Annotated in this window: 13 protein-coding genes and 2 pseudogenes; 8 read left to right on the top strand and 7 right to left on the bottom strand. The window is 69.0% G+C overall.

Annotation, left to right across the window (positions count from 1 at the left end; genetic code table 11):
• The first annotated feature begins 67 nt into the window (after positions 1 to 67).
• Together DNK56_RS32755 and DNK56_RS32750 are read left to right on the top strand one after the other, a co-directional pair.
• Positions 68 to 6,463, top strand: a complete 6,396-nt coding sequence (locus DNK56_RS32755; protein ID WP_111339717.1) for an RHS repeat domain-containing protein — start codon at positions 68 to 70, stop codon at positions 6,461 to 6,463.
• A 256-nt stretch (positions 6,464 to 6,719) separates the two neighbouring features.
• Complete coding sequence (locus tag DNK56_RS32750) at positions 6,720 to 7,136, top strand: hypothetical protein (protein WP_111339373.1); 417 nt, start codon at positions 6,720 to 6,722, stop codon at positions 7,134 to 7,136.
• Positions 7,137 to 7,379: 243 nt separating this feature from the next.
• Here the strand turns inward: DNK56_RS32750 and DNK56_RS32745 are convergent.
• The 5 genes and pseudogenes from DNK56_RS32745 to DNK56_RS32725 form a co-directional block, all read right to left on the bottom strand.
• Positions 7,380 to 8,701: pseudogene (locus tag DNK56_RS32745) on the bottom strand (bifunctional serine/threonine-protein kinase/ABC transporter substrate-binding protein); the annotation flags it as partial.
• A gap of 6 nt (positions 8,702 to 8,707) precedes the next feature.
• Positions 8,708 to 9,526 carry a hypothetical protein gene (locus DNK56_RS32740; protein ID WP_446750476.1) on the bottom strand — a complete coding sequence of 273 codons (819 nt, stop codon included), beginning with the start codon at positions 9,524 to 9,526 and terminating at the stop codon, positions 8,708 to 8,710.
• A 617-nt stretch (positions 9,527 to 10,143) separates the two neighbouring features.
• Positions 10,144 to 10,275 (bottom strand): annotated as a pseudogene (locus tag DNK56_RS36350) (transcriptional regulator); the annotation flags it as partial.
• A 161-nt stretch (positions 10,276 to 10,436) separates the two neighbouring features.
• Positions 10,437 to 11,813, bottom strand: coding sequence for an IS1380 family transposase (locus tag DNK56_RS32730; protein WP_111329981.1), 1,377 nt, complete (start codon positions 11,811 to 11,813; stop codon positions 10,437 to 10,439).
• A gap of 60 nt (positions 11,814 to 11,873) precedes the next feature.
• Positions 11,874 to 12,458: a hypothetical protein gene (locus DNK56_RS32725; protein WP_111339371.1), complete on the bottom strand. Its 585-nt coding sequence runs from the start codon at positions 12,456 to 12,458 to the stop codon at positions 11,874 to 11,876.
• A 161-nt stretch (positions 12,459 to 12,619) separates the two neighbouring features.
• Between DNK56_RS32725 and DNK56_RS32720 the strand changes: the two genes are divergently transcribed.
• Positions 12,620 to 13,783, top strand: coding sequence for an IS4 family transposase (locus tag DNK56_RS32720; RefSeq protein ID WP_111329449.1), 1,164 nt, complete (start codon positions 12,620 to 12,622; stop codon positions 13,781 to 13,783).
• 258 nt (positions 13,784 to 14,041) lie between these two features.
• Here the strand turns inward: DNK56_RS32720 and DNK56_RS32715 are convergent, their stop codons facing one another.
• The gene (locus tag DNK56_RS32715; protein ID WP_111339370.1) at positions 14,042 to 14,314 is read right to left on the bottom strand and encodes a hypothetical protein; all 273 of its coding nucleotides are present in this window, start codon (positions 14,312 to 14,314) and stop codon (positions 14,042 to 14,044) included.
• Between the two features lie 59 nt (positions 14,315 to 14,373).
• On the opposite strand from DNK56_RS32715, the gene DNK56_RS32710 reads away from it, so the two are divergent.
• From DNK56_RS32710 to DNK56_RS32700, 4 genes are all read left to right on the top strand, one after another.
• Positions 14,374 to 15,624, top strand: coding sequence for an MFS transporter (locus DNK56_RS32710; protein WP_111339369.1), 1,251 nt, complete (start codon positions 14,374 to 14,376; stop codon positions 15,622 to 15,624).
• Between the two features lie 356 nt (positions 15,625 to 15,980).
• Positions 15,981 to 16,238: a hypothetical protein gene (locus DNK56_RS34845; RefSeq protein ID WP_146610405.1), complete on the top strand. Its 258-nt coding sequence runs from the start codon at positions 15,981 to 15,983 to the stop codon at positions 16,236 to 16,238.
• Between the two features lie 151 nt (positions 16,239 to 16,389).
• Positions 16,390 to 17,553 carry an IS4 family transposase gene (locus DNK56_RS32705; RefSeq protein ID WP_111329449.1) on the top strand — a complete coding sequence of 388 codons (1,164 nt, stop codon included), beginning with the start codon at positions 16,390 to 16,392 and terminating at the stop codon, positions 17,551 to 17,553.
• Positions 17,554 to 18,104: 551 nt separating this feature from the next.
• Positions 18,105 to 18,410, top strand: a complete 306-nt coding sequence (locus DNK56_RS32700) for a helix-turn-helix domain-containing protein (RefSeq protein ID WP_158558450.1) — start codon at positions 18,105 to 18,107, stop codon at positions 18,408 to 18,410.
• A gap of 226 nt (positions 18,411 to 18,636) precedes the next feature.
• Here the strand turns inward: DNK56_RS32700 and DNK56_RS32695 are convergent, their stop codons facing one another.
• Positions 18,637 to 19,800, bottom strand: a complete 1,164-nt coding sequence (locus DNK56_RS32695; RefSeq protein WP_111329449.1) for an IS4 family transposase — start codon at positions 19,798 to 19,800, stop codon at positions 18,637 to 18,639.
• A gap of 836 nt (positions 19,801 to 20,636) precedes the next feature.
• On the opposite strand from DNK56_RS32695, the gene DNK56_RS32690 reads away from it, so the two are divergent.
• Positions 20,637 to 21,851, top strand: coding sequence for a PucR family transcriptional regulator (locus DNK56_RS32690; protein ID WP_111339368.1), 1,215 nt, complete (start codon positions 20,637 to 20,639; stop codon positions 21,849 to 21,851).
• Positions 21,852 to 21,880: the final 29 nt, after the last annotated feature.

Here is a 21,880-nt window from a genome sequence, read left to right as displayed (position 1 = left end):
GAGATCCGTCGGCGAGGGGGTCCGGCGCAACCGAACCCGTTCCCTGGTGACCGTCGTCTCTCTGTCCATGGCCGTGCCGATAGGGCTCGCGCCGGTGGCACAGGCGAAGGACGGCGTCGGCCGACCCGACACGTCCGACCAGCGGCCCAGCGAGGTCAAGGAAGTTGAAGGGCTGGGTGCCAAGAAGGCACGCGCCCAGGTCGCCCGAGATACGAAGGCCAACAACGCCCAGGCTGACCGAGCGCGGAAGGAACAGCGCACGGCGTGGCCCACGAAGGGATCCGCGTCTCTGACCGTCGACAAGGCCGGCGGCGCGAAGCCCGGCGGTCTGCCGCTCACCGTGCGGCCGGCCGACGGCAAGGGCGCGCTGCCGAAGGGCACCGACCTCCGGTTCACGGTGCTCGGTGCCGATGCCGCGGACGCGGCCGGTATCACCGGCGTGCTGTTCACGGTGGACACTGACCGATCCGGTCGCGCCGAAGTGAGCGTCGACTACGGCGGCTTCGCCGGAGCGATCGGCGGCGGCTGGGCACAGCGGCTGCGGCTGGTCCAACTGCCGGCCTGCGCACAGGACACGCCCGAGAAGGCCGACTGCCGCAAGCAGACCCCGCTGTCCTCGCGCAACGATGTCGGCGCGCAGACCGTGACCGCTCCGCTTTCCCTGACCGCGGACGGCGGAATCACCACACAGCTGGGCACCAGCGCATCGGCCTCCGCCAGCACGGCGACCGTTCTCGCCCTGACCGCCACGGGCACGGGCGAGGGACAGTCGCCCGACGGCAGCGGTGACTACTCGGCCACCGACCTGTCGCCGTCGGCGTCCTGGGAGTCCGGCGGCAGCTCGGGGTCGTTCAACTGGAACTACGACTTCACCCTGCCGTCCGCGGCGGCCGGACCGACGCCCTCGCTGAGCCTTGCCTACAGCTCCGGCACGGTGGACGGCCGTAACGCGGCCACCAACAACCAGGGCTCCTCGGTCGGTGAGGGCTTCGCGCTGAGCGAGTCCTACATCGAGCGCTTCTACGGCGGGTGTGACGACGACGGCCACGACGGCATACACGACCAGTGCTGGAAGTACGACAACGCCCGCTTGGTCCTCAACGGCACATCGTCCCTGCTCGTCAAGGACGACGACACCGGGAAGTGGCGTCTGGAGAACGACGACGACTCTCTCGTGACCCGCTCCACCGGCGCGGACAACGGCGACAATGACGGCGAGTACTGGACCGTCGTCACCGGTCAGGGCACAAAGTACGTCTTCGGCCTGAACAAGCTGGCCGGCGCCGACACCCAGCGCACCAACTCCACGTGGACCGTTCCGGTCTTCGGCGACGACTCCGGCGAACCGGGTTACGACAAGGGCGACTCGTTCGCGGACCGCTCGCTGCAGCAGGCGTGGCGCTGGAACCTCGACTACGTCGAGGACACCTCCGGCAACGCGTCCACCTATTGGTACGCCAAGGAGACCAACCACTACAAGAAGAACAAGGCGGACACCGCGAACGCCTCCTACACGCGCGGTGGCTACCTCAAGGAGATCACGTACGGCCTTCGCAAGGGAGAGCTGTTCACCGACGACGCGGACGCCAAGGTCACCTTCGGCTACGCGGAGCGGTGCACGGCCGCCGACTGCTCGGAGCTGACCGCGGACACCGCCGACAACTGGCCGGACGTGCCCTTCGACGCGATCTGCTCCAGCGGTGACGAGGACTGCCTGGCGGTCGGCCCCTCGTTCTTCTCCCGCAAGCGGATGACGTCCGTCGACACGTTCTCCTGGAACGCCTCCACCAGTTCCTACGACGCGGTCGACTCCTGGACGTTCACCCAGCGCTACCTCGACGGCGGTGACATCGGTGATACCTCCGACCAGGTGCTCACACTCACGTCCCTGCGGCGGACCGGCAAGACGGGCACCGACATCGAGATGAACCCCGTCTCCTTCACGTACCAGATGCGCCCCAACCGGGTGGACGGCACCGACGACATCCTGCCGCTGACCCGTCCGCGCATCTCCACCGTCACCTCGGAGACCGGCGCGATCACCACGGTGACCCTGTCGTCGCCGGAGTGTGTGCGCAGCGAGGTCCTCGGCGCCGCCGAGGACACCAACACGCGCAGCTGCTACCCGCTGTACTGGAACATCAACGGAGCCGAGAACGCGTCCGTTGACTGGTTCCACAAGTACCGGGTCCTCGCCGTCACCGAGTCCGACCCGACAGGCCAGAACGAGGCTGTCGAGAACGCCTACAGCTACAGCGGCGCGGCCTGGAACTACAGCGACGACCCGTTCGTCCCCAAGGCCGAGCGGACCTGGTCCGACTGGCGCGGCTACCGCAAGGTCACGGTCTACAAAGGCGCCCTGGACACGACCCGCTCGAAGAGCGTCTCCCTGTACATGCAGGGCATGGACGGCGACAAGCTGAAGGACGGCAGCACCCGTTCAGTGAGCGTCGCACCGCTGACCGAACCAGCGCTCGGCCTGTCCACGCTCAAGGACAGTGACCAATACGCGGGCCAGTTGCGCGAGAAGGTCACCTATGACGGCTCGACCCCCGTCAGCGCCACCTCCAGCCAACCGTGGTCGAAGGAGACGGCCCGGCAGTCCGTGCCCGGCGCGGGCGACCAGGTCGCGTACTTCGTGCGCACCAAGACGGAGACCACCCACACGTTCCTGACCGCGCCCAAGACCTGGCGCGACCGCACCGTCGAGAAGACCTACGACAGCCATGGCATGGTCGTCACCGCGGAGGACCGCGGCGACGACGCCACGACGGGCGACGAGACCTGCGCGCGCACCTGGTACGCGCGCAACGAGGACACCGGCCTGACCAGTACGGTCTCCCGCGAGCGGACAGTCAGCGCCATGTGCGACGTGACCGACGCCGACCTGGACCTGCCGGCCTCCGCGACGAAACGCGGCGACGTGCTCTCGGACGTGGCCACAGCCTACGACGGCGCCGCTTGGTCGACAGCCATGAAGCCGACGACAGGCCTCAAGACCTGGACAGGACGGGCCAAGAGCTACACGACCACCATCCCTGCCTGGCAGACGACCGACACCACGGCCTACGACACGCTGGGCCGCGTCACCTCGGTGACGGACGCGCTGGAGAGGACCACCACGACCGCCTACACGCCGAGCGAATCCGGGCCGCTGACCAAGAAGGTCGTGACGAACCCCAAGGGGTACCGGACCACCACGTTCATCGACCCGCTCCGCGGTCTCGACCTGCGCGTGTACGACGCCAACCTCAAGAAGACGGAGCTGTCCTACGACGCGCTGGGCCGTCTGACCGCGGTGTGGCGCCCCAACCGCAACCGCGCAGCCGGATACAGCGCCACCCAGAAGTTCGCCTACCACCTGAGCGCCACCGAGCCGTCCTGGCAGTCCTCCTCTTCACTCAAGGCGGACGGCGAGACCTACAACACCACCTACACGCTCTACGACTCCCTGCTGCGCACACTGCAGGAACAGGCCCCCAGCCCCAAGGGCGGACGGGTGCTCACCGACACCCGCTACGACTCACGGGGCCTGGCCTACGAGACGTACGAGGAGATCTTCGACACCACCGCAGGGCCGAACTCGACCTACACCAGGGCCGAGTACGGCGAGGCCCCCAAACAGACGGAGACCGTCTTCGACGGCGCCGAGCGTGTGGTCTCCAGCGAACTGCTGGTGTACGGCGAGTCGAAATGGACGACCACGACCTCGCACACCGGCGACTCCACGGCCACGTCGGCGCAGCAGGGCGGCAGCGCCGTGCGCACGATCACCGACGCCCGGGGCCGTGAGGTCGAGCGGCGCGAGTACGCAGGAACGAGCCCCGCCGACGCCGAATTCGGCAGCGGCCCGGGAGCCACCCACAGCGACACCACCTTCACGTACACGCTCGACGACAAGGAGCGTGTCGTCACCGGGCCCGACGGATCGGCCTGGACCTACGGGTTCGACCTCTTCGGCCGGAAGACCAGCGCCGACGACCCCGACAAGGGAACCTCGACGATGGGATACGACGCCGCCGACCAGCTCGTCAAGAGCACGGACTCGCGCGGTCAGAGCGTGTTGACCGCCTACGACGAACTGGGCCGGACGACGGGCACCTGGGACGGCGTCAAGGACGACGCCCACCAGCTGACCGCGTACACCTACGACACCGTGCTCAAGGGCAAGCCCACGGCGAACATCCGCTACGTCGGCGGCAAGAACGGCACGGCGTACACGAAAACCGTCACCGCCTACGACACCCTCGACCGTCCGACCGAGACCACGCTGACCCTGCCCGACGACGACCCGCTCGTCGAGGCGGGCGCACCGGCCACGATCCCCTTCTCCAGCTCCTACCGTCTCGACGGCACACTGCGCAACAACAAGGAACCGGCGCTCGGCGGCCTGCCGTCGGAGGTGCTGGACTACGGGTACACCTCCCTGGGCCAGGTCACCTCGATCACGGGCAGCACGGGCTATCTACTCGACGCCGACTACTCCGCTCTCGGCCGTGCACAGCAGTACACGCTGGGCACGCTGAACACCGAGGAGGCCAAGAAGGTCTACGTCACCAACACCTACGAAGAGGGCACCGGCCGGATGACCCGTAGCCGGGTCACGGACCAGACCCACCCGTACGCCCTGATGGAGCTCAACTACACCTTCGACGACGCCGGCAACGTCACGGCGATCGCCGACCCGACCACCCTCGGCGGCGCCTCCGCCGCCGAGACCCAGTGCTTCACCTACGACGGCCACCGCAGGCTCACCAGCGCCTGGACCCCGGCGTCACAGCAGTGCTCCGACGACGCGGACGCGGACAGCCTGTCGGGCCCTGCGCCGTACTGGACCGACTACACCTACAACGAGGCCGGTCAGCGCACTGCCGAGACCCAGCACGCACAGACGGGCGCCACGACCACCACCTACTGCTACGAAGACGACCGCCCGCACACCGTCACCGGCACGAGCGACAGCGCCGACTGCACCACGCCGGACGACGCCTACAGCTACGACGCGTCCGGCAACACCACCGGCCGACCCGGAGCGACGGCATCCCAGAGTCTCACCTGGTCGCCGGAAGGCCGCCTCGCCTCCCTCACCGAAGACGAGAAGAGCACCGACTACCTCTACGACGCCGACGGCACCCTGCTCATCCGCAGCACCGAGGGTGGCGAACGCATCCTGTACACGGGCAACACCGAACTGCACCTGCGGGCCGACGGCACGACATGGGCGCAGCGCAGCTACTCCTCGGGCAGTCTGACCATCGCGGTCCGCAGCAACGAGTCCGGCAGCAACGAGCTGAACTACCTCGCCGGCGACCAGCAGGGCACGCAGAGCCTGGCGGTGTCGGCGGACAGCGCGCAGACGTTCACCAAGCGCCGCATGACGCCGTTTGGCGACACACGGGGCTCGAACACCGGCGGTGCCTGGCCCGACGACAAGGGCTTCCTCGGCAAGACCACCGACTCCACCACGGGCCTCACCCATCTCGACGCCCGTGAGTACGACCCGAAGATCGGCCAATTCATCAGCGCCGACCCCAAACTCACCACGACCCAGGCCCAGTCGCTCAACGGCTACGCGTACGCCAACAACAACCCGGCCACGTTCACCGACCCGACCGGTGAGATGGTCCCCGAGTGCAACGAGCCGCAGAAGTACGGCATCACCTGCCGGGGCGGCATCCCGGTCTCCACCGGCAGCGGTGGCGGTAGCGGCAACTCCAATGGTGGCGGCAACTCCAGCAGCGGCGGCAACTCCAGCGGTAGTGGCTCCACCGGCGGTGGTGGCGTCGTCTACGGCCCGCCCAGCTGCGGTGTCCCCCCACTGGCAGCCTGCGGCGGACCGGTCTACGGACCCCCCTCACCGCCCCCACTGCTCATGGGACCCGACCCGGCACCACTCCTGTCGTTCTCGGCCAACTGCGGCATCGAGTCGGACTGGAACTACCTGTGCAACGCCAGCAACGGGCTCATGACATCGGGCTCATATCTGTACGAAGGCTTCAACCGAGCAGGCATCGAAACAACGAAGGCAGCCAAGAACATGCGAGCCCATCCTGACCCGAAGATGAGGAGCCAGGCCGGCAAGACCCTCCGCTCACTGCAGACGCACCCCGGTGTACAACGAGTAGCAAGTGCAGGACGCGGCTCCACAATGATGTGGGCCGGTCGAGTGACGCTGTGGGGAGGCATCGCAGCCACCGGATACTCGAACTACCAAAGCACCGGCGGCGACGTTCCTCTGACAGCCGTTGAGACGGCAGTCGACACCGCCGTCGTCATAGGCGCTACCAAGGTAGGCGCGACCCTCGGCGCCACGATTGGCACCGCCATCGCACCCGGTGTGGGAACTGTCATCGGCGGAGCCATCGGCGGAGCGGCGGGAGCCGTCAGTGGCATCCTCATGACCGGTCCCGTCAACAACGGGATCTCGAGGATATGGAAGGGCGCGAAGGGCTGGTTCGACTGACGCGTAAAGAGCGACGTGCGTGGGCAGGGCCTCAGGTAGCTGATCCAGCCTCCTGCGGTGCTGCCCCGCGCCGCGGTGAAGATCAAAGGCTACGAAGCAATCTGCATGCACTTTGCCCGTCCCATGGCGGTCGGCGAAGCAGCTCTGGGCCGCTGACCGATACTTGCCGCTTAAGGTCCCGGGGGGAGAGAGTTCGGGGGCTGTCCTCGGGATCTCATGCGGACAATATTCGGAAACACGGCAGGAGGATCATTCAATGTTCTACCTCGGGCTTGCGTTCGTTCTGGGGTCCGCATTCATGACATGGAAGGCCGTCCAACTCTGGCGGAACGCCGATCTAGTGCCATTCTTCATGGATACGTTCGCCTTTCTGCCGTTCGGTGAGGAAGCCAGACGGGGGGAGGTCCGGTCCATTGGTCTGACGACAGCCTCGCTGTGGGGCATTGCCGTCCTGTTTTTCGTAGGCCTCGGGGACGGAGACCTTTCAGGCCCGGCTCTCTTTGGCAGCGTTGCCGCGCTGGGGCTCGTTCTCGTGTGCGTGCTCTGCGAGATCTGCGTCGTACTGTTCAACGTGCCGAAGTTCGTGGTACCGCCCCACATGCGCGCCGAGCCCGGGGTCATAGCGGCGCGCCGGGCGCGCCGGTCGGCGGACTCCAACAGTCACGGACCCTGACGGACCGCGGCGTTCCCCGCGCTCCTCATTGTCTGCCCCTTCATCGTATGGCCGTTTACGGCGGCAGGACTCGCGCCCCCGGGGTGGGTGATGCTCGTGTGCGCGTTCGTCGGGGGCCGTCGGCCTGTTGCTGCTGTCGCCTCAGTGACGCCCCAGCCCGGGGCAGTCTCTGAGTAACATGCCTGACTTGCCTGATGCTTCCGCAGCACATTGAACTGCCGATTTGCTTGACAACCCTAGATAACCGACGACGGCGGTGGTGGCGGGGTCGTCGGTCGGGCCGACTACGGCGAGCACGTCGCGGTCCCGGGCGAACCGCTCGGCGGCGCGCAGGGCCGCGGCGGTCTCGCCCCGGTCGTCGAGCACCTTCACGCGCAGGCCGAACGGCTTGTCCGTACGGGAGTTGAACCGGTCGACCGCGAGCCGCACCCCGCGTTCCTGGGCCCGTCCGTCCGCCGCCCGGGGCCCGGACAGATCGGCCTGCACGCCGATGGTCCAGGTCCCTGTCTCCGCCCCGGCCGCGCCGGAGCCCGCGGCGTCGTCGTCGCGCAGCCACTCGCGTACGGCGAAGGCGCCTCCGCCCGCGACGGCCACCGCTCCGGCGCCCGCGAGGAGGAGCAGCCTGCGCCGGGCCGGGGCAGGGGCCCGGGGTTCGTCGGCGCGTGTGGCGTCGATGCCGGGAAGGGCCAGGGTCGTGGCGGCCCGGTCGGCGATCAGCCGTACGACGTCCCCGGGCAGCCAGTCGATGGAACCGTTCGGGGCGTCCTCGGCGATCCGTCCGTCGAGTGCGGCGGCGGTGGGGCGGGCGGCCGGGTCCTTGTCGAGCATGGCGCCGAGCAGAGTGCGCAGTTCGGGGTCGCTGACGCCGCCGAGATCCGGTGGCTCGTGGACGGTGCGGTAGAGCAGGGCATCCACGGCGCCGCTCCCGAAGGGCAGCCGCCCGGTCGCGGCGTACGCGAGGAGGCAGCCGAGCGAGAAGACGTCACCGGCCGGCCCGACGGCGGCGCCGGTGGCCTGCTCGGGCGCGAGGAAGCCGGGGGTTCCCACCACCAGGTCCGTCGCGGTGAGCGCGGTGGCGTCGGTGGCCCGTGCGACGCCGAAAAGTCGATCAGCCGCGGCCCACCGGCGCCCAGCAGGACGTTGCCGGGTTTGACGTCGCGGTGGACGAGCCCCGCCGCGTGCACCGACGCCAGCGCGCGGGCCAGCAGCCGGCCTAGCACCCGGACGCTCCGCGCGGGCAGGGGGCCACACCGGGTGACCGCCTCGGAGAGCGCGGGGCCGGGTACGAACTCGGTGGCCAGCCAAGGCCGTTCGTCCTCCGTGCCGGAGCCGGTGATCCGTACCGCCCAGGGGCTGTCCACTCGGCGCGCGGCCTCTGCCTCGCGATGGAAGCGGACCCGGAAGTCGGCGTCACCGGCGTGTTCGGGCAGGATGACCTTGACGGCGGCCAGCGCCCCGTCTGCGGTCCTGCCGAGGTAGACGGCGCCCATGCCGCCGGCGCCGAGGCGCCCCAGCAGCCGGTGTCCGCCGATCCATGACGGGTCCGAGGCCCGCAACTCCTCCACGTGCTCTCAGCCCTTCTTCCCGACGGCCTCGCGCAGCCGCATCAGCATGGCGCTCTGCGCCTGGACGCCGAGGTCGCCGATCTCGGTGTCCGTCCACCCCTTGGCACCCTTGGCGGTCACGGCGAAGGTGAACCGCAGGATCTGGTCCTGCTCCCAGAAATACGGGTGGGGGCCGCCGAGTTCGGAGCTGCGGAATTCGCCGGATTCCATCAGCGTGTCCTCGGAGTTCACCTGGTTGGCCTCGCCCCGGGCCAGGGCGCCCGCGCCGAGCCCGCCGATGAACTCACCCTGGCGCAACTGCTGCGTGGGGCAGCGCATCGATTCCTCCAGCGATTCGGCCATCTCCCACCGTGCGCCGTCGTCCGTTCGGTGCACCGTGACAATCGCGGCGAGCCGCAGCGGTCCCTTGCCCTTGCCCGCGGGAACCTCGAAGGAGCGTGTCAGGGTGGCGAGGACCCCGTGGCCCGGCTCGCGCTGCTGCCACACGCAGTCGGCGCCGAGCACCGGCCAGGTGCCCTGGCCGCTTTCGTACGGGGTACGCGCCACGACCCCGGGTCCGAAACTCTCGGGGTCCGCGATCACCTGCCCGATGAGGCGGAGGGCCGACTTCCGGGTGGTGGGCAGCCGTGCCGGGTCGGCGTCGATGACGGGCTCGCCCGTGGCGCCGGGGCTCTCACCTCCGGTGGCGGCCGGGGATGCGCCCGGCCGCTTCTTCGCCGCGTCCCCGTCCCCACCGCCGCCCCCGCCGCACGCGGTCACCAGCACCAGCGGTACCGCCGCCAGGACTCCGTACCCGCGCCACCCGCGCACCGGCCCGCCGCGCACCACGCACAACCACCCCGTATCCCCGAAGTCGCCTCGCTCCTACGAGTACGGAAGCAGGGCCGCCGGTTCCCGGGAAAGCCATTGCGCCATCAGGACGTCCGGAATAGCCCGGTCGGACGCCGCTCTCAGCGATGAAGCGCCAAGCCGCTTGACTGCCAACGGAGTTGATGCTGTCGACAGCGGCGTGGGAAGGCTCTGATTCTGGGCTACTTCCACTCGGCCGCCCCGGTCGGTGGACAGCCTGGCGTGCAGGTGCAGGTGCTGGTCGTGGTGCGTGTGTCACGGTCGGCCGGAAGAACCTGGCCCGGTTCGCGGAGCTCGTAAGCGAGCTACGGAGGGTGACAGCAGCGGGTGTGTCCGGGCCACGGGCCACGGTGCGCGAGGTGCCGGGTGCCGTCGTTCACGCCGGCCTCGCGCCTTCCCTCGTGCCCCCGCACCCCGGCGGACGCCGCCGCCCGATCGCGCACGGAGACATGATGAAGGACTACCAGTCCTGACGGATCAGCAGCCGTACGGCGTCGAGTAGCTCCGCTTGGCGGCCATGTCGCGAGGCGGAAGCGCGTGCGGTGCTTCGATCCGCGCACCCGCCCTACGGGTCGGAAGGTTGGGGCGTTGTATCAGCGGGCTTGCACCCCTACGAGAATTTCACCGGCTGGGGTGCGGTCGTACAGCACGGAACGTCCATCGCGCCGTCGCCGGATGAGCTTGGCGTCGAGCAAGACCTTGAGGTGGCGGCCCACCGAACCTAGCCTCGATCTTTCGTGACGGTCCGTCGGTTCCTCCGGCGGGCCGTTTCGGCTGTTCGGGCGGGTGGCGGGCAGGCTGATGGCCCGGCTGTCGCGTCGGGTGGGCGCCGGGTTCCACGGCTCCGGTCGGGGTGGTGCTGCTCGCAGGGGCGGGGACGTGCTGGTCAGCCGGGGTTCGGGAGAGCTTCGAGTCGGGCGATGGCGTCGGTGATCAGGTCGGTCCAGGGCCAGTGGCCTGCGAATCTCAGGTGTCGGCGGCGGGCGGTGGTGACGAGCTGAGCGGCGGCGGAAAACAGTCGGAGCCTCAGCCGCCGGGGCTCCCACCTGCGGGTTTGCCCGGTGAGGGCGAGCATGGGCATCCAGGCCAGCAGGTCGAGGGCGATTTGGACGATCTCCAGCCAGATCTGGTTCTGTGCGGCGTCGTGGAGTGGCAGGTTGCGCAGGCCGGTGGCGCGGGCGTTTCGGATGCGGTCCTCGGCTCTCGCGCGTTGGCGGTGCCGGAGTTCGAGTGCGGCGATCGGAACGCCGGTGGTGTTGGTCGCGAACGCCGTGAGCCGCAGTCCGTCGGCATCGGTGAGGCGCAACTGGGCGCCGGGGTGCGGGCGTTCCTTGCGGACGATCAGCCGCATCCCCTGCGGCCAGCCCTTGAGGACGTCACCGTCGAGTTCGGCGACCCAGGCGCCGTCACGGATCTCACCTTCCGGTTCGACGGCCACTGTCCAGGCGGCGGGCGGGATCTTGAGGACGGCCTGGTGGATGGCGTCGGTGATGGTCATGCCGACCGAGTACGACAGCCACCTGCCCCGCTGGGCGAGCCAGGCGACGAACTCGTGGGTGCCACCGCCGGAGTCGGTACGAATGAGCGTCTGGCGTCCGCGCCGGTACTTGTTCGGCAGTTGGGCCAGGGCGAGTCGGGCCGTGGTGATGTGGTCGGCGGCGGTGTTGCTGCCCGCGTTCCCGGGCCGCAGCAGCGCGGCCACCGGCTCGCCGGTGCCGCCGCTTCCGTGGTCGACGAAGCCCACCAGCGGGTGATGTCCGAAGGTCTTCTTCCAGGTCGCGGCCGCGTCCTGCTTGTCGGAGTGGGCCAGTACCAGCACCCCGTCCAGGTCGACGATCACCTGCCCGGAGGCGTCCGGCGACGAGGATCCCGCCAACTTCCATATTCGTTCGCGTACTTCGGCCCGCGCGGACCGGATCGCGTTCAGAGCCTTCGGGCCGGACTCGGCCAGGGTGTCGACGAGGCGGGAGACGGTCGGGTCGGAGGCCACCGGGCCGAACACGGCCGGCTCGGCCCGCAGCATCCCGGCATCGGCCAGGCAGTCGCCGCCCAGCGCGACCGCGAGGGCCACGTCCAGCAGGATCTTGCCCGGGTCGTGCACCGCCCGAGCCTTCCGCCACGGCGCCAGCGCCGCGGATATCGCGGTGTCCAGCCCGGCCTTGCGGACCGTCTCGACCAGCAGCACGCCCCCGGCCTGGGAGACCACCGCCCGGCCGCCGCCCTCGATGCGGATACGCGGGTACGACCCGATACGCTTCTTCACCTGAGAAGTGCTTCTTTCCACGGCACGATCTGGACCTTCGACAAGTCCCATCGTTGCAGGTCAGGAGCACTTCTCACGTTTTCGATCACGCTTCGGACAGCCCACCTCATGAAAGCCCGAGGCTAGTCCCTGGCCGGTCAGGGCGACCAGCTGGGTGGTGTTCTTGGGCGTATTCAGGAGGACGAGGACACGAGCCCGCGCGGGCCCCAGCAGCGCGCCGAGGGCGTCGGACACCGGCGCCGGGTCCTGCTCCGCCAGCACGCCTGAGCAGGGGTAGATCACGGCATTCCGGTCGGCCGCCCAGCTGACCCAGCCCATGCCCGGGGTGACCGGCACGAACAACAGCCGCTTCCCCGAGAGTTCCCGCGGCGGGTAGTCGTAGGGGTTGACCTGCAGCCGGCCCTCACCGAGCCAGCGCATCCCCGGCCGCATCGCGTCCAGCATGGTGGCCCAGCCGCCCCGGCCGAGCTGCCCGGTCCGCGCGACGATGTCGGCCTCGATGATCCGCCGGCGTCGGTCCCAGTCCGGTCGGACCGCCGTCGTCCAAATCCACTCCAGCAGGTCGGCGAAGTGGCCGGCCAGGCCCGGCCGGTGCAGCCGTTCCGGGACCGGGTCGCCCAGCGCGACCTGGAGATCTGCATGCACCCGATCGGCCGGCCAGGCACGGATCTGTGCCAGCTCCGCATGGAAGGAAAGGTTCGTCTCGCCTGTGGGCAACGTCGCTCGCTTAGTTCATGATCGCGTAGAGTCTCGGTCTTGTGCCGAGAGATCACATAGTTGGTGAGACGTACCCGGAGCGGGTCCGGATGGGGGTGCTGTCGCGTACGTTCACGCCCGAGCTGGTCGACTTCGTGGTCGATGAGGCGGGGGCGCGCGAGGAGCGGACCCGGTCGTTGCCGGCCCGGCTGATGGTGTATTTCGTCCTGACGATGTGGCTGTTCAGCGGTGACGGATACGGCCTGGTGCTGCGGGAGTTGGTGGAGCACTGGCCGCGCCGGGCGCGGGAGGTGTGGCGTCCGGCGCGCACGGGGTCTCTGACAACGGCGCGGGCCCGGCTGGGTGCGGGGCCGCTGCGACTGCTCTTCGACCGGGTCGCCGGTTGCACCGGCACTGCGGCCACGCCGGGGGCTTTCTGGCGCGGGCTGCGGCTGACCTCCATGGACGGCACGCTGCTGGACGTTCCTGACAGCGAGGCGAACGCTGCCGCCTACACCCGTGCCTCCAACGGAAATCGGCCTGGACCGTACCCGCAGGTGAGGCTCCTCGCGCTGGTGGAGTGCGGCACGAAGGCGTTGATCGGTGCGGTCTTCGACTCCTTCGCCGTCGGCGAGCGCACCTTGGCCGCCCGCCTCCTGGTGCACCTGCGGGAAGGCATCCTGTTGATGGCCGACCGGGGCTTTCCAGCCTATGAGCTGTGGCGGGCAGCCGCGGTCACCGGGGCCGAACTCCTGTGGCGGGTCTCGGATTCCTTCACCCTGCGGCCGCATGAGGTTCTGGCCGACGGCACCTTCCTCACCCGCCTGAACGGGCCGCGCGGCGCCCGGATCACCGTGCGCGCCGTGGAGTACACCGTGGTCACCACCACGATCGGCGCGGACGGCGACAGTGAGGAGACCTCGGAGCTGTTCTGCCTGATCACCACGCTCCTGGACCCCGAGGCGGCACCCGCCGCAGAGCTGGCAGAGCTGTACACCGCCCGCTGGACCAGCGAGACGATCTTCAAGCACATCAAGATCGAACAGCGGGGAGGACGCACCGCGACCCTCCGGTCCAACAGTCCCGCCATGGTCGAGCAGGAACTGTGGGCCATGCTCTGCGTCTACCAGGCCGTACACGACCTGGCCGTGGACGCCGCCCACCACGCGAACCTCCCCGTCTCGCACATCAGCTTCAAGAACACCCTCGCCGCCGCCCGACGTTCCGTCGGCGCGGACTTTCCCCCCTCGGCAACTGGCCGCCAGGATCCGTGACATCCAGGCCGACCTGACCCGCGAGGCCGTCCGTCCCCGCCCCGGACGTGCCGCACCCCGCGCCACCAAACGCAGCACCACCGGATACCGCACCCTCAAACCGGACGAGCCCGCCACCACCAAGGTCACCCACACGATCAGCCTCTCGCTCTTCCCCGAAGAACGACGACCACGCAAGCCGCGGGCGAAGCCGAGACCCCTGCAACTCGCCCCGCAGGAAACGACGTCACCGACACTCAAAGACATGGCGACGGCCATCTAATAGAGCGACGTTGCGCCTGTGGGCGTCGGTGTGACGAAGTCGGCGAGATAACGGGGCCGCAGCGCCGACCGGACCAGCAACGCGACGATCGGGTCATCGGCCAGCCGTGCCCGGTAGGCGGGCAGGTGGGCGTCGATCCACTGGCGCTCGCCGGGGTGAGCGGCCGTCCCGTTCGACAGGGCGATCAGGCACGCGGTGGTCTCGGCGAGTGCCGAGACGAGGAAACGACTCTCCGCCAGGGTGTCCGTGCTGATCTGCCACCAGCCCATGTTTCGCCTCCTCGCGAAACATTAACGGACCCACCGTTACGACCGTGAGACTTCGGCTCATGCCCACCACCTATCGAGGACTGTTTCGCACACCTGAGTTCACTCCGCTGTTCGTGACCGCCTCGACACAGGTGACCGCGATGACGGTCAGCGGCCTGGCCCTGGGCACGTTTGTCTACGCGGCCACCGGCTCACCGCTTCTGTCCGCGCTGAGCATGTTCGGCCCATCCCTGGCCCAGGTGGTCGGGGCGACGACGCTCCTGTCGGCAGCCGATCGTCTGCCGCCGCGTGCGGCGATGACGACTCTGGCGGTCACCTTGGGGCTGGGCACCGCCGTACTGGCCGTCCCCGGTCTGCCCCTGTGGGCCGTGTTCGTGGTGATCCTGCTCCTGGGGCTGATCGGTTCGGTGGGCGGCGGGGTCCGGTACGGGCTGCTCAGCGAGATCCTCCCCGCCGAGGGCTATCTGCTCGGCCGGTCGGTGTTGAACATGTCAGCCGGCACGATGCAGATCTGCGGGTTCGCCGTGGGCGCCGGCCTGGTGACGACCCTGTCCCCGCGCGGAACACTGCTGACCGGCACAGCTCTCTACCTCGTGACGGCCGTCACCGCCCGGTTCGGCCTCAGCCGCCGCCCGGCGCGCACGATTGGGCGGCCATCCATCACCGCCACCTGGCGCACCAACGCGCTGCTCTGGTCATCACGACCTCGACGATATGTCTATCTCGCCCTGTGGGTCCCCAACGGCCTGATCGTCGGCTGCGAGTCGCTGTTCGTCCCCTACTCGCCCCAGCACGCAGGTCTGCTGTTCGCCTTCGCCGCCGGAGGGATGCTCATCGGTGACGCGGTGACCGGCCGGTTCGTCCCGCCGGCCTGGAGGCGGCGACTGGACGCGCCACTGCGCCTACTGCTCGCCGCGCCATACCTGGTCTTCGCGACCCACCCGGCACTCGGCCTGGCCTTGTTCGCCGTCACCCTGGCGTCGATCGGCTACTCCGCTACCTTGCTCCTGCAGGAGCACCTCATGGCCCTCACCCCCAAGGACATCCACGGACAGGCACTTGGTCTGCACTCCGCGGGCATGCTCACCATGCAGGGCGTCGGTGCCGCCCTCGCCGGGGCCATCGCCCAGTACGTCGCGCCGGACACCGCAATGGCCGTCATGGCCGCGGCCTCGGTCGTGGTCACCCTCCTGCTGGCCCCCGGACTGCGTGCGGAGTCAGCAACCGTCCCGGAACAACCGGCCGTGACGGGCCGAGACGAACGCCACGGCCCAGCGGGGGCTGCCGATACGTCCTCCGGCGTTTCATAGGTGGTCGCTCGTGAAACACCGCACCGCCCGGTGGTCCACCTGCGGCGATCATGTTTCATGAGTTGTTGCAAACGACTGGACGTCTGAAACACCCTCATGAAACGTGGGTATCGTCCAGCAGTCCAGGGCGCCCGAACGCACTTCATCGTGATCGACAGAAGACGTTCTGCATAGACAGCCAACCGTAAGGCCCCCCCCCAACCATCGAGTGAGAGGCCCGCCACCGCAGGAACTCAGCCCGGGCTTCAGAACGGTGGCCGTCGGGCCGAGGGTGTGCATCATCGGCACGAGCGGGGCTGCGGGTTTCCGCGCAGCAGGATGGCCCGGGCCCCCTCGACGCGGCCGAGGTTCAAGAGATGACCGGCGAGGTCGTGGCTGTTCCTGTGATCGTGCTGCTGAAGGACGGCGACTACTTCCTCGGGGTGGGCGCGGGCCCGTTCAACCGCCTCGTTCACTGGAGCCGTAACCGCGCCAGTCTGGTCTTCTCTGCGTCGGTCAGCCCGCCGCCCTGCGCATACCTCACGCCCAACGGCTATCGGGCCGAAAGCCAGCTGTCAGGCGAACGGCACCGACATCACTCAATCAAGTTCAGTAGCCGTCGCCGGTGTGGCTAAACCGGTTGGCCACGGCTTGAGTTACTCCGCAACCTGGCCTGCCCGGGCCGGCGCCGGCCCAACGTCGCTCGCTTAGTTCATGATCGCGTAGAGTCTCGGTCTTGTGCCGAGAGATCACATAGTTGGTGAGACGTACCCGGAGCGGGTCCGGATGGGGGTGCTGTCGCGTACGTTCACGCCCGAGCTGGTCGACTTCGTGGTCGATGAGGCGGGGGCGCGCGAGGAGCGGACCCGGTCGTTGCCGGCCCGGCTGATGGTGTATTTCGTCCTGACGATGTGGCTGTTCAGCGGTGACGGATACGGCCTGGTGCTGCGGGAGTTGGTGGAGCACTGGCCGCGCCGGGCGCGGGAGGTGTGGCGTCCGGCGCGCACGGGGTCTCTGACAACGGCGCGGGCCCGGCTGGGTGCGGGGCCGCTGCGACTGCTCTTCGACCGGGTCGCCGGTTGCACCGGCACTGCGGCCACGCCGGGGGCTTTCTGGCGCGGGCTGCGGCTGACCTCCATGGACGGCACACTGCTGGACGTTCCTGACAGCGAGGCGAACGCTGCCGCCTACACCCGTGCCTCCAACGGAAATCGGCCTGGACCGTACCCGCAGGTGAGGCTCCTCGCGCTGGTGGAGTGCGGCACGAAGGCGTTGATCGGTGCGGTCTTCGACTCCTTCGCCGTCGGCGAGCGCACCTTGGCCGCCCGCCTCCTGGTGCACCTGCGGGAAGGCATCCTGTTGATGGCCGACCGGGGCTTTCCAGCCTATGAGCTGTGGCGGGCAGCCGCGGTCACCGGGGCCGAACTCCTGTGGCGGGTCTCGGATTCCTTCACCCTGCGGCCGCATGAGGTTCTGGCCGACGGCACCTTCCTCACCCGCCTGAACGGGCCGCGCGGCGCCCGGATCACCGTGCGCGCCGTGGAGTACACCGTGGTCACCACCACGATCGGCGCGGACGGCGACAGTGAGGAGACCTCGGAGCTGTTCTGCCTGATCACCACGCTCCTGGACCCCGAGGCGGCACCCGCCGCAGAGCTGGCAGAGCTGTACACCGCCCGCTGGACCAGCGAGACGATCTTCAAGCACATCAAGATCGAACAGCGGGGAGGACGCACCGCGACCCTCCGGTCCAACAGTCCCGCCATGGTCGAGCAGGAACTGTGGGCCATGCTCTGCGTCTACCAGGCCGTACACGACCTGGCCGTGGACGCCGCCCACCACGCGAACCTCCCCGTCTCGCACATCAGCTTCAAGAACACCCTCGCCGCCGCCCGACGTTCCGTCGGCGCGGACTTTCCCCCCTCGGCAACTGGCCGCCAGGATCCGTGACATCCAGGCCGACCTGACCCGCGAGGCCGTCCGTCCCCGCCCCGGACGTGCCGCACCCCGCGCCACCAAACGCAGCACCACCGGATACCGCACCCTCAAACCGGACGAGCCCGCCACCACCAAGGTCACCCACACGATCAGCCTCTCGCTCTTCCCCGAAGAACGACGACCACGCAAGCCGCGGGCGAAGCCGAGACCCCTGCAACTCGCCCCGCAGGAAACGACGTCACCGACACTCAAAGACATGGCGACGGCCATCTAATAGAGCGACGTTGGCCTCGGAGAGGGCACCGACGATTTGCGTGTTCACGCGCCTTGTGGACGTCGTGAACGATGCCGGGCAGCCCAGATGCCGACGTGCCCACGAAATCCACGGACGGCGAAAGCACCGCCATGCGTCGGTAATCCATAAACACGTCTTGACCTAGTGTCTTGTGATCTGGTTCATGTCACCTGAAGCTCTTTGGTTCGTTGGACACTGTGTGAACCTCTCTTCGGAACAGGCCGCGGAATTGCGGACGTTGGCGGCGGACCGGCATGTGACTGCGGATGTGGCTCTGCGAGCCCGCATCGTGTTGTGGGCGGGCGAGGGCCGCCGCCGTAAGGACATCGCCGAACTGGCGGGGGTGTCCGCCCGAACGGTGGACCGCACCAGGACCCGGTACGTGGAGAACGGTGTGGCGGGCCTGGTGGAAAGGAAGCGCGGTGGCGGAAAGGAGCAGGTGCCGCCGCAGACCCGCAGCCGGGTGATCGCGCTGACGCGGATGACTCCGCCACCGGAATCGGGACTGTCGCACTGGTCCACGCGCAACGTCACTCTATTAGATGGCCGTCGCCATGTCTTTGAGTGTCGGTGACGTCGTTTCCTGCGGGGCGAGTTGCAGGGGTCTCGGCTTCGCCCGCGGCTTGCGTGGTCGTCGTTCTTCGGGGAAGAGCGAGAGGCTGATCGTGTGGGTGACCTTGGTGGTGGCGGGCTCGTCCGGTTTGAGGGTGCGGTATCCGGTGGTGCTGCGTTTGGTGGCGCGGGGTGCGGCACGTCCGGGGCGGGGACGGACGGCCTCGCGGGTCAGGTCGGCCTGGATGTCACGGATCCTGGCGGCCAGTTGCCGAGGGGGGAAAGTCCGCGCCGACGGAACGTCGGGCGGCGGCGAGGGTGTTCTTGAAGCTGATGTGCGAGACGGGGAGGTTCGCGTGGTGGGCGGCGTCCACGGCCAGGTCGTGTACGGCCTGGTAGACGCAGAGCATGGCCCACAGTTCCTGCTCGACCATGGCGGGACTGTTGGACCGGAGGGTCGCGGTGCGTCCTCCCCGCTGTTCGATCTTGATGTGCTTGAAGATCGTCTCGCTGGTCCAGCGGGCGGTGTACAGCTCTGCCAGCTCTGCGGCGGGTGCCGCCTCGGGGTCCAGGAGCGTGGTGATCAGGCAGAACAGCTCCGAGGTCTCCTCACTGTCGCCGTCCGCGCCGATCGTGGTGGTGACCACGGTGTACTCCACGGCGCGCACGGTGATCCGGGCGCCGCGCGGCCCGTTCAGGCGGGTGAGGAAGGTGCCGTCGGCCAGAACCTCATGCGGCCGCAGGGTGAAGGAATCCGAGACCCGCCACAGGAGTTCGGCCCCGGTGACCGCGGCTGCCCGCCACAGCTCATAGGCTGGAAAGCCCCGGTCGGCCATCAACAGGATGCCTTCCCGCAGGTGCACCAGGAGGCGGGCGGCCAAGGTGCGCTCGCCGACGGCGAAGGAGTCGAAGACCGCACCGATCAACGCCTTCGTGCCGCACTCCACCAGCGCGAGGAGCCTCACCTGCGGGTACGGTCCAGGCCGATTTCCGTTGGAGGCACGGGTGTAGGCGGCAGCGTTCGCCTCGCTGTCAGGAACGTCCAGCAGTGTGCCGTCCATGGAGGTCAGCCGCAGCCCGCGCCAGAAAGCCCCCGGCGTGGCCGCAGTGCCGGTGCAACCGGCGACCCGGTCGAAGAGCAGTCGCAGCGGCCCCGCACCCAGCCGGGCCCGCGCCGTTGTCAGAGACCCCGTGCGCGCCGGACGCCACACCTCCCGCGCCCGGCGCGGCCAGTGCTCCACCAACTCCCGCAGCACCAGGCCGTATCCGTCACCGCTGAACAGCCACATCGTCAGGACGAAATACACCATCAGCCGGGCCGGCAACGACCGGGTCCGCTCCTCGCGCGCCCCCGCCTCATCGACCACGAAGTCGACCAGCTCGGGCGTGAACGTACGCGACAGCACCCCCATCCGGACCCGCTCCGGGTACGTCTCACCAACTATGTGATCTCTCGGCACAAGACCGAGACTCTACGCGATCATGAACTAAGCGAGCGACGTTGGGCGCCGGCCCGCGGGAAGGGACCGGAGTGCGGGAGGTCGGCGGGGGCGGGGGCTCTGCGATATCGGTCAGCCTGCCACCGCCCGGCGCGCCCGGACAATGACAGCAGCGGGAAATATCTCTTCGCGATCTTCCCGGTCCGGGAAGACGGTGCACTCCGCAGCGGAACCGGCGCTTCACCTTCCCCATCGCACCGCCAGGTGTTACCGGGAGTCACGCATTCGCTTTCCGGCCAATTTCCCGGACATGTGATCCCGGTCATCGACAGCTCCGCGCTCCGGTGACTCACGGGGCGGGCGGCCCGGTGTTTGCGCGGATTCACGCGACCCCGCGGGACGGAGTTCACATCGGCGTTTCGGATTACCCGCCCGTACGTTCTCCGGGAGCCATATACTCAAGTCCCGTAAATGGATTACTGACGGTCAAATGACGGGTGGGGGGCACGAGTTGACCGGTACGGGCCGAGCATCGCGCGCCACCGCCCCTCGCCAGCGCACGGATCACGCCTCCGCCGAAGCGCGGGAACCATGTCTCACGCATCCCGCCCGGCGAAGAGCCTCATGAGCGGTTCCTCACGTCCGACGGGCTGACATCCCGGGAATTCCCTCGTCCGGAAACACCCGGCACCCCGCCAGGCACCCCGCTCCCCACGGCCGCGCCGCCGCTCACCCCGCCCGCCGACCCCCGGACGGGCATCTCCGCGACACAGGTCTGGTTACTCCGAGCGCCGAAGGACTCGATCGAAATGACGGAATCCGACGACAGTATCCGCCTCTTCACCGAATGGCTTCTGGAGCATCAGTCCGCCCTCACCGACAAAATTCTCACGGCGATCTGGCGCGACGGAATACCCACCAGCCCGCTCGCGACCGATCCGGCGCTTTCGACCGTGGTACGGCTGGAAACCGAGATGCTCGTCGCGCAGTTCCTGCGCGGGCTCGGCAAGCGGCAGCAGGTCCCCATACAGTCGCACGGGGCACGGCATCTCGCCCGGCTCGCGGCGCTGCACGGGACGCCGCTGGAGGAGGTCGTCTCGAGTTACCGGATAGCCCACGGCGTCATCCAGGACTTCTTCTTCCAGGCGGCGCGGGAATCGGGGATAGGTTCTTCCTGCGCATTGAGCGTCCTGCAATTCTGCTGTCTCCAGTTACTGCGCCAGACGGAATCCCTCATCGGTCTCGTGACCACCGAGTACGCGGACGAGACGGAGATGATCGGCAGCGACGAGAACGCGCTGCGGCTCCAGGCGGTACGGTCGCTGCTCGACGAGGCGGGGCCCGCGCCCGAGCTGCCCGGCTACGACCTGAGCGCGGAACACGTCGCCGTGGTGGCCCAGGGCCCGGCGGCGGCGACGCTGGCGGCGTTCGCCCACCAGTGCAAGGACGAGGCGATCTCCGTGTTCACCGACCGCAACGTCGTATGGGCGTGGTTCAGCGGCTCCATCGGCCCGGCGGACCTCCACGAGGCCGTGGCGGAGCGGGCGCAGCGCGGCTGCCTGGGCGCCGGTGAGCCGGGCAAGGGCCTCGCGGGGTTCCGGCGGTCCCACCGGGAGGCCCAGTCCGCGTTCCGGGTGTGCGCCTGGACGGGCCGCCGGAGCGCGCGCTTCGCCGACATCGAGCCGGAGGCCATCGGCCTCGCGGACGTCGACGCCACCCGCGCCCTGGTCCGCCGCCGCCTCGGGCAGCTGATCGGGGGCAGCGCCCGCCACAAGTCGCTCCGCAAGACACTGGAGATCTACCTCGCGTCCGGCCAGAACGCCCGGTCCGCGGCCTTCAAACTGGGGCTCACGGAGCGGACGGTCGCCAACAGGCTCCAGGCGGCGCGCGCCCTGCTGCCGCCGGACACCCGGCTGTCCTCCCTCGAACTCGGCCTCGCGCTCCGTCTGCTGCCGCTCACCGCGGGCCGGCCCCCCGGCGCGCCGGGGGGTGTCCCACTGCCGTCCCCCGTCGGACGGCAGTGAGACCGCGGGCCCGGGAACCGCCCGCGCCG

The sequence above is a fragment of the Streptomyces sp. AC1-42W genome (assembly GCF_003248355.1).
Classification (GTDB): Bacteria; Actinomycetota; Actinomycetes; order Streptomycetales; family Streptomycetaceae; genus Streptomyces.
This window is presented reverse-complemented; position numbering and strand designations above follow the sequence as displayed.

Bases quoted from the DNA above. Each gene is read 5' to 3' on its own strand.
- DNK56_RS32755 (WP_111339717.1), top strand. From the start codon at position 68: ATGGCCGTGCCGATAGGGCTCGCGCCGGTGGCACAGGCGAAGGACGGC.
- DNK56_RS32750 (WP_111339373.1), top strand. From the start codon at position 6,720: ATGTTCTACCTCGGGCTTGCGTTCGTTCTGGGGTCCGCATTCATGACA.
- DNK56_RS32720 (WP_111329449.1), top strand. From the start codon at position 12,620: ATGGGGGTGCTGTCGCGTACGTTCACGCCCGAGCTGGTCGACTTCGTG.
- DNK56_RS32715 (WP_111339370.1), bottom strand. From the start codon at position 14,314: ATGGGCTGGTGGCAGATCAGCACGGACACCCTGGCGGAGAGTCGTTTC.
- DNK56_RS32710 (WP_111339369.1), top strand. From the start codon at position 14,374: ATGCCCACCACCTATCGAGGACTGTTTCGCACACCTGAGTTCACTCCG.
- DNK56_RS34845 (WP_146610405.1), top strand. From the start codon at position 15,981: ATGACCGGCGAGGTCGTGGCTGTTCCTGTGATCGTGCTGCTGAAGGAC.
- DNK56_RS32705 (WP_111329449.1), top strand. From the start codon at position 16,390: ATGGGGGTGCTGTCGCGTACGTTCACGCCCGAGCTGGTCGACTTCGTG.
- DNK56_RS32695 (WP_111329449.1), bottom strand. From the start codon at position 19,800: ATGGGGGTGCTGTCGCGTACGTTCACGCCCGAGCTGGTCGACTTCGTG.
- DNK56_RS32690 (WP_111339368.1), top strand. From the start codon at position 20,637: ATGACGGAATCCGACGACAGTATCCGCCTCTTCACCGAATGGCTTCTG.